The sequence below is a fragment of the Phycicoccus endophyticus genome, assembly GCF_011326735.1.
GTDB classification, from domain to species: Bacteria; Actinomycetota; Actinomycetes; order Actinomycetales; family Dermatophilaceae; genus Phycicoccus; species Phycicoccus endophyticus.
In genome coordinates, this window is record NZ_JAANCN010000010.1 from 33870 (window position 1) to 46309 (window position 12440).

At 74.8% G+C, this 12440-nt stretch carries 8 protein-coding genes; 4 read left to right on the forward strand and 4 right to left on the reverse strand.

The features are described from left to right. The first annotated feature begins 124 nt into the window (after positions 1-124). The 3 genes from G8D98_RS11615 to G8D98_RS11625 are packed head-to-tail and all read left to right on the forward strand — an operon-like array spanning position 125 to position 6374. Positions 125-1762, forward strand: a complete 1638-nt coding sequence (locus G8D98_RS11615) for an NAD(P)-binding protein (protein ID WP_166103312.1) — start codon at positions 125-127, stop codon at positions 1760-1762. Beyond that, positions 1762-5331, forward strand: a complete 3570-nt coding sequence (gene nifJ / locus G8D98_RS11620; protein WP_229661764.1) for a pyruvate:ferredoxin (flavodoxin) oxidoreductase — start codon at positions 1762-1764, stop codon at positions 5329-5331. The genes G8D98_RS11615 and nifJ overlap by 1 nt, the downstream gene beginning before the upstream one ends. Next, positions 5328-6374, forward strand: coding sequence for a dihydroorotate dehydrogenase-like protein (locus G8D98_RS11625; protein ID WP_166103315.1), 1047 nt, complete (start codon positions 5328-5330; stop codon positions 6372-6374). Before nifJ ends, G8D98_RS11625 begins: the two co-directional genes overlap by 4 nt. Here G8D98_RS11625 and G8D98_RS11630 read toward each other — a convergent pair. After that, positions 6359-8251, reverse strand: a complete 1893-nt coding sequence (locus G8D98_RS11630) for a Na+/H+ antiporter (protein WP_166103317.1) — start codon at positions 8249-8251, stop codon at positions 6359-6361. The genes G8D98_RS11625 and G8D98_RS11630 overlap by 16 nt on opposite strands. 102 nt (positions 8252-8353) lie before the next feature. Next, the gene (locus G8D98_RS11635) at positions 8354-10054 is read right to left on the reverse strand and encodes a DUF885 domain-containing protein (protein ID WP_166103320.1); all 1701 of its coding nucleotides are present in this window, start codon (positions 10052-10054) and stop codon (positions 8354-8356) included. A gap of 360 nt (positions 10055-10414) precedes the next feature. Between G8D98_RS11635 and G8D98_RS11640 the strand changes: the two genes are divergently transcribed. Beyond that, entirely contained in the window at positions 10415-11077 is a 663-nt protein-coding gene (locus G8D98_RS11640; protein WP_229661763.1) for an MOSC domain-containing protein, read from the forward strand. A gap of 10 nt (positions 11078-11087) precedes the next feature. On the opposite strand, the gene G8D98_RS11645 is transcribed toward G8D98_RS11640, so the two are convergent. After that, positions 11088-12020 carry a hypothetical protein gene (locus G8D98_RS11645; protein WP_166103322.1) on the reverse strand — a complete coding sequence of 311 codons (933 nt, stop codon included), beginning with the start codon at positions 12018-12020 and terminating at the stop codon, positions 11088-11090. Positions 12021-12193: 173 nt separating this feature from the next. Then, positions 12194-12418, reverse strand: coding sequence for an acyl-CoA carboxylase epsilon subunit (locus tag G8D98_RS11650; RefSeq protein ID WP_166103325.1), 225 nt, complete (start codon positions 12416-12418; stop codon positions 12194-12196). Positions 12419-12440: the final 22 nt, after the last annotated feature.

The following is a 12440-nucleotide window of genomic DNA, read 5'->3' on the forward strand; positions in this document are numbered from 1 at the left end:
GCTCAACCTAGCCCGCGGGGCCGCGTGCGCAGGGGAGGGCGTCGCTCGTCCGGCAGCCGTCCACTACACAGCGTAGTATTCGGGGTGGGTCCGCGTCCGCCGGACCCACCCAGGAGGCGCCGACGTGACCGACCGCGAGCGAGACCTCACCCCGCCGGCACCGCTCGGCCTGGGACGTACCCGGTCCGGGCCGGTGCGCAGCCAACGCCCGGTCTACGTCGACCTCCTCCCGCCGTGCAACGCCGGCTGCCCCGCCGGCGAGAACATCCAGGCCTGGCTCGGCCTCGTGCGGGACGGCCGCGACGAGGATGCCTGGCGGCAGCTGACGGCCGACAACCCCTTCCCCGCGGTCCACGGACGCGTCTGCTACCACCCGTGCGAGAGCGTCTGCAACCGTGGCGAGCTCGACGGGGCGGTCTCGGTGCACGCCGTGGAGCGCTACCTCGGCGACCTCGCCGTCGAGCGCGGGTGGCGCTTCCCCGCGCCGGCCGTGCGCACCGGACGCCGCGTCCTCGTTGTCGGCTCCGGCCCGAGCGGGCTGTCGGCGGCCTACCACCTGGCGCGGCTCGGGCACGACGTCGTCGTGCGCGACCACGGCGAGCAGCCCGGCGGGATGATGCGCTACGGGATCCCCGCCTACCGCCTGCCCCGCGAGGTGCTCGACGCCGAGGTCGCCCGGCTGGCCGACCTCGGCGTCGTCCTCGAGCAGGGCCATCGCGTCGAGGACCTCGAGGCCGAGCGGCGCGCGGGCGGGTTCGACGCGGTCTTCGTCGCCGTGGGCGCGCACCTCTCCCGCCGGGTCGACATCCCCAACCAGGACGCGGGCCGGGTCCTCGACGCCGTCTCCTTCCTGCGCGGGGTCGCCTCGGGCGAGCAGGAGGCCCTCACCGGACGGGTGGCGGTCTACGGCGGCGGCAACACGGCCTTCGACGCGGCCCGCGTCGCCCGGCGGCTCGGAGCGCAGGACACGGTCATCGTCTACCGCCGCACCCGCGAGCAGATGCCCGCCCACGCGGAGGAGGCGCTCGACGCGGAGGAGGAGGGGATCCGGGTCAGCTGGCTGCGGACCATCGCCTCGATGGGCGAGGGCGACCTCACCGTCGAGGTCCAGGAGCTCGACGACGACGGCCGCCCGCACGGCACCGGCCGGTTCGAGACGCTCGCCGCCGACACCGTCATCCTCGCGGTCGGCCAGGACAGCGACACCGGCTTCCTGCGGCGGGTGCCCGGTGTGACCTTCGACCGGGACGTCGTCGTCGTCTCGCCGGACACCCTGATGACGGGGGCGCCCGGGATCTTCGCCGGCGGCGACGCCGTCCCGAGCGAGCGCACCGTCACCGTCGGGGTCGGGCACGGCAAGAAGGCGGCCCGCAGCATCGACGCCTGGCTGCGTGGTGAGCCGCTCGAGCGCGCGCCCAAACACCCCCGCGCCGACCTCGACCTGCTCCACCTGTGGTACTTCGGCCTGCACGAACGCCGCCGCCAGCCCGCGCTCGACCCGGGCGAGCGGGTGCAGGGGTTCGCCGAGGTGCTCGCCGGCCTCGGCCCCGAGCAGGCCCGGTTCGAGGCCGGGCGGTGCCTGTCGTGCGGCAACTGCTTCGAGTGCGACGGCTGCCTCGGCTCCTGCCCCGAGGGCGCCGTCGTCAAGCTGGGCCCGGGGCTGCGCTACGCGTTCGACGACGACCGCTGCACCGGCTGCGGCACGTGCGCGCGCCAGTGCCCCGTGCACGCCATCGAGCTGGTCCCGGAGGTGCAGGCCTGATGCGCGCGACCGTCGACGGCAACGAGGCCGCGGTCGACACCGCCTACCGGCTGACCGAGCTGTGCGCCATCTACCCGATCACGCCGTCCTCGACGATGGCCGAGCTCGCCGACGAGTGGTCCAGCCACGGCCGGGCCAACGTGTGGGGGACCGTGCCGTCGGTCGTCGAGATGCAGAGCGAGGGAGGGGCCGCCGGCGCCATGCACGGCGCCCTGCAGGGCGGGGCGCTCGCGACGACGTTCACCGCCTCGCAGGGGCTGCTGCTCATGGTCCCGAACATGTACAAGATCGCCGGTGAGCTGACCTCCACCGTCTTCCACGTCGCCGCCCGCTCCCTGGCCGCGCAGGGGCTGTCGATCTTCGGGGACCACTCCGACGTCATGGCCGTGCGCCAGACGGGCTTCGCGCTGCTCTCCTCGGCGTCGGTGCAGGAGGCGCACGACCTGGCCCTCGTCGCGACGGCGGCCACCCTGCGCACCCGGGTGCCCTTCGTGCACTTCTTCGACGGCTTCCGCACCTCGCACGAGCTGAACACCATCGAGCTGCTCCCGGACGACGTGCTGCGGGCCCTCGTGCCCGAGGAGCTGGTGCAGGCGCACCGGCTGCGGGCGATGAGCCCCGAGCGGCCCGCCGTGCGGGGCACCGCGCAGAACCCCGACGTGTACTTCCAGGCCCGGGAGACGGTCAACCCCTTCTACGCGAGCGTCCCCGCCGTCGTCCAGGAGACGATGGACGCGCTCGCCGCGCACACCGGCCGCCCGTACCGGGTCGTCGAGTACAGCGGCCACCCCGAGGCCGAGCGCGTGCTCGTCCTCATGGGCTCCGGTGCCCAGACCGCCCGCGAGACCGTCGCGCACCTCACCGCGCGGGGGGAGCGCGTGGGCGTCGTCCAGGTCCGGCTCTACCGGCCCTTCCCGGCGGCCGAGCTGATCGCCGCGCTCCCGCGCAGCGTGCGCTCCGTCGCGGTCCTGGACCGGACCAAGGAGCCGGGCTCGGAGGGCGAGCCGCTCTACCTCGACGTCGTCGCTGCACTCGCCGAGGCCCACGCCCGCGGCGAGCAGTCGGCGCTGCCCCGGGTCGTCGGGGGCCGCTACGGGCTCTCGTCCAAGGAGTTCACGCCGGGGATGGTCGCCGGGGTGCTCGGCGAGCTCACCCGCGAGCGGCCCCGGCCGCGCCTCACCGTCGGCATCCTCGACGACGTCGGCGGCACGAGCGTCGACTGGGACCCCGCCTTCGACATCGAGGAGCCGGAGACCTTCCGGGCGGTCTTCTTCGGGATCGGCTCCGACGGCACGGTCGGCGCGAACAAGAACACCATCAAGATCCTCGGCGCCGACCCGCACGTGCACGCCCAGGCCTACTTCGTCTACGACTCCAAGAAGTCCGGCGGGCTGACCGTCTCGCACCTGCGCTTCGGCCCGCACGAGGTCCGGGCGCCCTACCTCGTCTCCCGGGCCCGCTTCGTCGGCTGCCACCACCTCGGGCTCCTGGACAAGGTCGACGTCCTCGGGGTCGCCGAGCCCGGGGCCACCCTCCTGCTCAACGCCCCCTACCCGGCGGACGAGGTGTGGGACCACCTGCCCGGCCCGGTCCAGCAGCGGATCCTCGAGGCACGGCTGCGCGTGTTCGTCGTCGACGCGACCGCGGTGGCCCGGGAGGCCGGGCTGCCGGGCCGCACGAACACCGTCCTGCAGACGTGCTTCTTCGCCGTCTCCGGGGTCCTGCCCCGCGACGAGGCGCTCGAGCGGGTCAAGGCGGCTATCCGGCACACCTACGGCCGTCGGGGCGAGGAGGTCGTCCGGCGCAACGAGGCCGCCGTCGACGCGACCCTCGCGGCCCTGCACGAGGTCACCGTCCCTGGTCGGCGCGCCGAGGGCCACCCGTTGCCCCCGCCCGTACCGCCGGACGCGCCGGAGTTCGTCCGCCGGGTCACCGGCGAGATGATGGCCGGCCGGGGCGACGCGCTGCCGGTGAGCGCCCTGCCGGTCGACGGCACCTTCCCCAGCGGCACGACCGCCTACGAGAAGCGCCGGATCTCCGACCTCGTCGCGCAGTGGGACCCGCAGACCTGTATCCAGTGCGGCACGTGCAGCTTCGTGTGCCCGCACAGCGTCATCCGCTCGAGGTTCTACCCGGCCGAGGCGCTCGAGGGCGCCCCCGAGGAGTTCCGGTCGGCGCCCCTGGTCGCCGCGGGCCTGCCGGGCTCGCGCTACACCCTGCAGGTCTACGCCGAGGACTGCACCGGCTGCGGCCTGTGCGTCGAGGCCTGCCCGGTCAGCCCGCCCGGCGCGCCCGAGCGCAAGGCGGTCAACCTCGCGCCCCTGGAGCCGGTGCTCGACGCCGAGCGCGAGAACGTCGGCTTCTTCGAGACCCTGCCGCTCAACGACCGTTCCCGGGTGGACTTCGGGACGGTGCGCGGCGCCCAGTTCCTCCAGCCGCTCTTCGAGTTCTCCGGCGCCTGTGCCGGCTGCGGCGAGACGCCCTACCTGAAGCTGCTCACCCAGCTCTTCGGTGACCGGCTCACCGTCGCCAACGCCACCGGCTGCTCCTCGATCTACGGCGGCAACCTGCCCACCACGCCGTGGGCCGCCAACGCCCAGGGGCGGGGACCGGCCTGGTCCAACAGCCTCTTCGAGGACAACGCCGAGTTCGGGCTCGGGCTGCGGCTCGCGGCCGACCTGCACACGGCGATGGCCCGGGAGCGGCTCGGCGCGCTGCGCGAGGAGGTGGGGCCCGAGCTCGTCGACGCCGTTCTCGACGCCGGGCAGATCCGCGAGTGGGAGCTCGAGGAGCAGCGGGCCCGGGTCGCCGAGGTGGCCCGCCGGCTCGACGGCATGCCCGGCCCGCTGGCGGCCGACCTGCGCAGCGTCGCGGACCACCTGCTGCGCCGCACCGTGTGGATCGTCGGCGGCGACGGCTGGGCCTACGACATCGGCTCCGGCGGCCTGGACCACGTGCTCGCGAGCGGGCGCAACGTCAACGTCCTCGTCCTCGACACCGAGGTCTACTCCAACACCGGCGGGCAGTCCTCGAAGTCGACACCCATCGGCGCCGTCGCCAAGTTCGCGGCCGCCGGGAAGACGACGCCGAAGAAGGACCTCGCGCTGCAGGCCATCGCCTACGGCAACGTCTACGTCGCCCGGGTCGCGATGGGTGCCGACCCGCACCAGACGCTCACCGCGTTCCGGGAGGCCGAGGCCTACGACGGGCCCTCGCTCGTCATCGCCTACAGCCACTGCATCGCCCACGGCATCGAGATGAGCGCCGGGCTCGACCAGCAGCACCTCGCCGTCGCCTCCGGGCACTGGCCCCTCGTGCGGTACGACCCGGCGGTGCGGGCACGCGGGGGCAACCCCTTCCAGCTGGACTCCCCCCGGCCCCGGGTGCCGCTCGGCGACTACCTGTACAACGAGCTGCGCTACCGGATGGTGCGCAACGCCGACCCGGCCGAGGCCGAGCGCCTCCTCGGGCTGGCCCAGGCGGCGGTCGACCAGCGCTGGCAGACCTACGAGGAGATGGCCACCCGCGGCGCCGAGCGCTTCCCGGCCGACGCGAGGAGGACCCGGTGACCGACCTGTCGACCCGCTACCTCGGGATGACGCTGCGCTCCCCGCTCCTCGCCAGCTCCTCACCGGCGACCCTCGGCGTCGAGCGGGTCCGGGAGCTCGCCGACGCCGGGGTCGGGGCGGTCGTGCTGCCCTCGCTCTTCGAGGAGGAGGTGACCCGCGAGCAGCTGCGCGACCTCGCGCTCACCGAGGGCACCGAGCACGGCGACGGCGAGGCGGCCTCGTACTTCCCCCGTGTCCCGAGCGCCGGGGGCGCCGAGGCCGGCGCCGCGTCGCGCCACCTGCGGCTCGTCGAGCAGTGCGCCGCCGCCGTCGACGTGCCGGTCATCGCCTCGCTCAACGGGAGCACTGCCGGGGGATGGACCGGTTTCGCCCGCCGGCTCGTCGACGCGGGCGCCGCGGCGGTCGAGCTCAACGTCTACCTCGTCCCCGGTGACCCGGCGAGCAGCGGTCGCGAGGTCGAGGACCTCCACGTCGAGGTGCTCGAGCGGGTGCGCGAGGTCCTCGAGGTCCCCGTCGCGGTCAAGCTGAGCCCGTACTTCAGCGCCACCGGGGAGATGGCCACCCGCCTGGACCGCGCCGGCGCGCACGCGCTCGTCCTCTTCAACCGCTTCCTCCAGCCCGACGTCGACCCGGACACGCTGCGGGTCACCACCGCCGTCGAGCTCTCCAGCCCCGCGGAGGCCCGGCTGGCGCGCACCTGGGTGGCCCTGCTGCACCGTCGGGTGCGGGCCGACCTCGCGGCGACCACCGGGGTGGAGAGCGCCCGGGACGTCGCCGCCTACCTGCTCGCCGGGGCGGACGTCGTGATGACGGCGTCGGCGCTCGTGCGGCACGGCACCGGACACGCTGCGACCCTCCTGCAGGGCCTGACCCGGTGGATGGAGGAGCACGGCTTCGCGGACCTCACGGCGGTGCGCGGGCGGCTCGCGGTCCCGACCGACGTCGACGCCTCCGCCCACGGCCGCGCCGGCTACGTCGCGGCGCTCGAGCGCGCCCGGCGAACCTACGGCGACCTCGCCGCGGTCCGTCAGCCGAGCACCTGATCGACGAAGCACCACCGCCACGCCTCGCCCGGCTCGATCGAGCGCATCACCGGGTGGCCGGTCCGCTCGAAGTGGCGTGAGGCGTGCCGCCCGAGCGAGGAGTCGCAGCAGCCGACGTGCCCGCACGCGGTGCACGAGCGCAGGTGCACCCAGGTCAGCCCCTCCGCCCGGCACTCGGGGCAGCCGTCGGTCTCGCTCGGCGGGTGGGGTGCGGCGTCGTCGGCCAGGTGCTCGCAGGCGCCGGCGACCCGCGCCGGCGGGCGCAGCTCGGAGTCGCGCACGTCGGCGGTCTGGGTCGCGCTCGAGACCAGCGCCGTCTCCTCGGCGTCGAGCTGGCCGAGCACCCCGGTGAGCACCGCGTGGTCGACCCGGCCCTGCGAGCGGATGCGCAGCAGCTCGCGGCGCTCCTCGCGGATCATCTCGATGCGCAGCCGGGCCCGGGCCTCCGCGGGGCTCTCCCGGTCGCCGGGGCCGAGCGTGCCGAGCCGCTCCCAGCTGCGGTTGACCCGGTCGGCGGCCTGCTGACGGATGACCTCGACCACCGCCGGGTCGGCGCCGGGGTCGTCCTGGAGCATCCGCAGCCCGGCGCCGGTCGTGGCGCCGAGCACGGTCGCCTCCTGGAGGGCGTCCTCGCGTGGGTCCGGGCCCTGCACGCCGAGGAGACGGGCGAGCGCCGGCAGGGTCGTGCCCTGGAGCAGGAGCGTGCCGACCGTCACGACGAGCGCGACGAGGACGAGCTCGGGGCGCAGCGGCGTCTCCTCGGGCAGGGTGAGCGCGGCCGCGAGCGTGACGACCCCACGCATCCCGGCCCAGCCGCTGAGCAGGGACCAGCGCAGCACGGCCCGCCGCTCGCTCGTCCCCCGCAGGACCTGGACCACGCCCTGGCCGAACAGCCACAGCGGGCGCAGGACGAGCACGGTGAGCAGCACGGCCGCGGCGACGAGGACGGTGCGCCCCGTGCCGAGCTCGCCGGCCCGGGTGTCGGTGACGAGGCCGGAGACCTGCAGGCCGATGAGCAGGAACACGGCGTTCTCGAGGACGAAGGTGACGCTCGACCAGTTGGTGCGCTCGGCCAGCCTGGAGGGGGCGGACTGCAGCACCGGTGCCCGGTGGGCGAGCAGGAGGCCGGCGGTGACCACGGCGAGCACGCCGGAGGCGCCCACCGCCTCGGCCGGGGCGTAGGCGAGGAAGGGGGCGATGAAGGACAGCGCGGTGTCCGCCGGGACCTCGGTGAGGCGCCGGCGCAGCCAACCGACGACGAGGTGGGCCACCACGCCGACCGCGACACCGCCGAGGGCCGCGAGGAGCAGGTCGAGGGCGACGGTCGCGGGGGTCACCTGTGCGAGCAGCCCGTCGGTGCCGTGCGCTGCGAGCCCGGCGGCGGCCAGGGCCGTGCGCAGCGAGACCAGGGCCGTGGCGTCGTTGAGCAGCGACTCTCCCTCGAGGACCGTCGTGATCTTCCGCGGCAGCCCGATACGGCGCGCGACGGCGGTCGCCGCCACGGCGTCCGGGGGCGCGACGACGGCGCCGAGCGCGAAGGCGACCGCGAACGGCACCGGCAGCAGCCACCACGTGACCAGGCCCACACCGGCCGCGGTGAACAGGACGAGCCCCACCGAGAGGCTGAGGATCTTGGAGCGGTAGGCCCGGAAGTCCACGAGCGAGCTCGTGATGGCCGCCGAGTACAGCAGCGGGGGCAGCAGCCCGTAGAGCGCGACCTCGGGGGAGAGGCGCACCTCGGGCATGCCGGGCAGCGCCGAGAGCACGGCGCCGACGACGAGCAGCGCCACGGGTGCGGGCACCCGGGCGGGCGCCGCGAGGCGGCTCACGATGATGACGACGAGGACGATGGCGACGACGAGCTCGGCGGTCTCCACGGGAGGATTCTCACCCCTGCGAGCGGGTGCGAGGGCCCCGGGCGCCCGGCGGCCCCGTGCGGACCGGTGCGGGGGCGGGCGTGGCGGGGCCGGCGGCGCCCGTCAGGTGGCGGTGGGGCCGTCGAGCACCGCGGTGCGCAGGACGTCGAGGCCGACCGACCCGACGTCGAGCGCGCGCCGGTGGAAGTCCTTGAGGGAGAACGCATCCCCGTCGCGGGAGCGGACCTCCTCGCGCAGCTGCAGCCACAGCCGCTGGCCGACCTTGTAGCTCGGTGCCTGGCCGGGCCAGCCGAGGTAGCGGTCGAGCTCGAACCGCAGCGTGGCCTCGTCGTTGCTCGCATGCGCGGTGAGGAACGCCCACGCCTTGTCGTAGGTCCACGCGCCGCCGCCGACCTCCGCGGGGGCCTCGAACCCGCAGTGCACGCCGATGTCGATGACGACCCGCGCCGCCCGCAGCGACTGCGCGTCGAGCATCCCGAGGTAGGTGCCGGGGTCCTCGAGGTAGCCGAGCTCGGCCATGAGCTGTTCGGCGTAGAGCGCCCAGCCCTCACCGTGCCCGCTGACCCAGCACATCATCCGGCGCCACCGGTTGAGCAGCTCGCGCCGGTGCACCGTCTGCGCCACCTGGAGATGGTGGCCGGGGACGCCCTCGTGGTAGACGGTCGTCAGCTCCTTCCACGTCCCGAACTCGGTGACGCCCTTGGGGACCGACCACCACATCCGGCCCGGCCGGGTGAAGTCGTCGCTCGGCCCCGTGTAGTAGATGCCGCCGGTCTGGGTCGGCGCGATCCGGCACTCGATGGTGCGCACCGGGTCGGGGATGTCGAAGTGGGTGCCGGCGAGGTCGGCGATGGCCTCGTCGGCGCGCACCTGCATCCACGCCCGCAGGGCCTCGGTGCCGTGCAGCCGGTAGGCCTCGTCGCCGTCGAGGCGCTCGACGGCCTCCGCGAGCGTGCCTCCGGGCACGATGCGCTGCGCCGTGGCCGCCATCTCGGCGGCGACCCGGGCGAGCTCCTCCTGGCCCCAGGCGTAGGTCTCCTCGAGGTCGACCCTCGCCCCGAGGAAGGCCCGCGAGGCCAGCTGGTAGCGCTCGCGGCCCGCAGCGTCCTCCCGCGGTGCGCGCTCCAGCAGCCGGTCGGCGAGCTCGGTGCCGGCCTGCTCGTATGCGGCGGCGGCCCCCTCGACCGCACGCTGCAGCTGCGCGGCGAGCGGGCCCTCGAGCGGCGCGCCGTCGACGCGGGCGTCGGCGAGGAAGGTGGCGAAGTAGCCGTCGGGCGCGGTGAGGTCCGCGCACTGCCGGATGCACGCCTCCACCTGGCGACGGGGCGTGACGAGCCCGCGCTCGGCCGACTCGCGCAGCGTGCCGAGGTACTGCCCGAGGGCGCGGGGCACCTGGCCGAGGCGCGCGGCGATGGTGGCCCAGTCCTGCTCGGTGTCGGTGGGCATGAGGTCGACGACGTCGCGGCACGCCTGCAGCGGTGAGGCGATGACGTTGAGCTCCATCCGGTCGTAGCCGGCCTCGTGCGTCTCGAGCTGCAGGCCGAGGCGCTCGCGCATCGCGGCGACGGTGACCTCGTCGACGGCGTCGACCGGGGTGGCGGCGTCGAGGCGGGCGAGGGTCTCCCGGGCCAGGTCGGCGTGGGCGGCGTAGCCGGCGGGGGAGAGGTCGTCGAGCTCGTGGTCGTGGCCGGGGACCCCGAGGTAGGTGGCCTCGATGGGGCTGAGCGCGACGGCGGCGTCGAAGTGGGCGTCGGCGACGGCGTCGACGGCGGTCGGCCGGCGCGGGAGGGTGGGCTCGCTCATCTGCCGGACGCTACCCGAGCCGTCCTCCCATCGCCCGGCCTCCCATCCACGCCCCGTGTCGCCGTGTCCAGATCGACCAATAGGTCACGTCAGGTACGTCCCGCCCGGCGTTGGCGTGTCCAGATCGACCAATAGGTCACGTCAGGTACGTCCCGCCCGGCGTTGGCGTGTCCAGATCGACCAATAGGTCACGTCAGGTACGTCCCGCCCGGTGTTGGCGTGTCCAGATCGACCAATAGGTCACGTCAGGTACGTGCCGCCCGGTGCTGCCGACGCCGGGGGCTCGGGCCGCTGTCCACGGCGTGGGCGAGACCCCCACGGGCGGCACGCCGTTGCGCCCGGCCGGCGTACCCTCGGTCGGTGGCCGCACGCATCCGCTCTGTCAACGTCGGCGTCGCTCGGGACGGCATCGGGACCAAGGGCCGGCCCAGCGCCATCGACAAGCGCCCCACGGCCCGGATCGACGTGCGCGACCCGGGCCCCAAGCGCGGCGGGCTGGGAAGTGGCGTTCTCGGTGACGACGTCGTCTCCCGCAAGCACCACGGCGGCTCACGGCAGGCGGTGTACGCCGTCGCCCGTGAAGAGCTCGACCACTGGGCGGACGAGCTCGGTCGCGAGCTGCGCGACGGCATCTTCGGGGAGAACCTCACGACCGAGGGTCTGGACGTCGACGGCGCCGTGCTCGGGGAGCGTTGGGCGGTGGGCTCTGCGTTGCTCGAGGTGACCGGCCCGCGCACCCCGTGTGCGACGTTCGCTGCCTGGATGGGCGAGAAGGGATGGGTGCGGCGGTTCGCCGAACGGGGTCGTACGGGCGCCTACCTCGCCGTGGTCCGGCCGGGGACCGTCGCGGCCGGCGATGCCGTCGACGTCGTCGACCGGCCGGGGCACGGAATCGCCGTTCCCCGGGTCTTCCGTGCATTCTGCGGCGACCTCGAGGCGGCCGAGGAGGTGCTGGCGGCCGACGTCCTCGGTGCGGACGACCGGGCAGACCTGGCGCGGGCCGTAGCGCGCCGTCGGCGCTGAGCGGACGCTGTCAGGCGGCGATGCGCTGGACGCGGAAGTGCGCGCGCCACGCATCCGACAGCGTGCTGGGGACGCTCACTCCGGCGGCCCGTAGTTCGCTCAGCAGTCGATCGAGGAGCGCGGCGGGGTCGACGTAGAGGTCGTCGCCGGTGACGAGGACGAAGGTCCAGCCCTCGGTGTCGGTCAGGTGAGCACGCCGTGCCTCGTCGTGCGCTCGCTGCTCGGGGGAGTCGTGCCACCGCCCGTCGTACTCGACAGCGACCTTGGGCCCCTCGTACCCCAGATCGAGGCGGAAGCGCACGTGCCCGTCGGCGTCGCGGAGCTCCACGTTCACCGTCGGCTCCGGGAGGCCGGCCAGCACCATGAGGAGCCGCAACGCCGTCTCGGGCGAGGAGTCGACGCCCTCTCGCACGAGGCGCGCGGCGGCCAGCGCTTCCCCCCGGCACTGGCCGGCCCACCCCTCGGCGTAGGCCACGAGGTCGCTCGTGCTCAGCCGGTGCTTGCGGACGAGGCTGTCGCCGAGGGCCACCAGGTCGACGAGCCCGAGGAAGCGGGCGAGGTGGCAGAAGGTCTGGCCCGGCGAGGTGACGGGAACCCCGTGCCGCCGCACGACCTCGAGGCGGTGCCGATGGCGGTGCGTCCGCACGCCACGTACGCGGAAGCGGACGTCCCGCATGAAGGCCACGTGGACCCACTCGCTGTCGGGGACTCGCCCACCCCACAGCCGGGCCGCCGTCCAGTGGCTCACGACCGCTCCCTCGGGCGCGAGCAGGAGTGCCGCGCGGGCCCGGACGGCAACGGTGTCGGGGACGAGGGCGGAGACCATGACTCCGGGCAGCACCTGCCGGTACCGGGGCCCGGTCAGCGCGCGGACCGGCACCCCGAGCAGGGCCGCCTCCCGGCGGAGGAACGGCCATGACGGAGGTGGGCGCGTCTCGGACATGACCCGAGAGTGGCACGGACGGCCGCGCGCGACGTGGCGTCATCCACAGGCTCGCTCGGGCCGTGCCGGACGTGACCTATTGGTCACGTGAGGTACGCCGGGGGCTGGCCGGGGCGTGTCTGAAGTGACCTATTGGTCGAATCGGTGACGCGGGGAGGACGGGACGGCGCGGGTCAGTGGCGGTAGGTGGTCTGCCAGGCGCCGGGGCCGTGGGCCACGGGGGCCCGGACGGCCGTCGTGTGCGCGGCCCACGTGGAGACCGGGCGCGCGGGCGCGGGTGGCTCACCGCCGGCCGCGGCCAGCACGAGCACGAGGGCCGCCACCTCCTCCGGGGTGGCCCCCGCGCTCACCCGCAGCGCGGGCACCTCGGGGACCTCCGGGGTCGAGGACCCGCTCATCGCTCGCTCCTTGTCCGCGCGC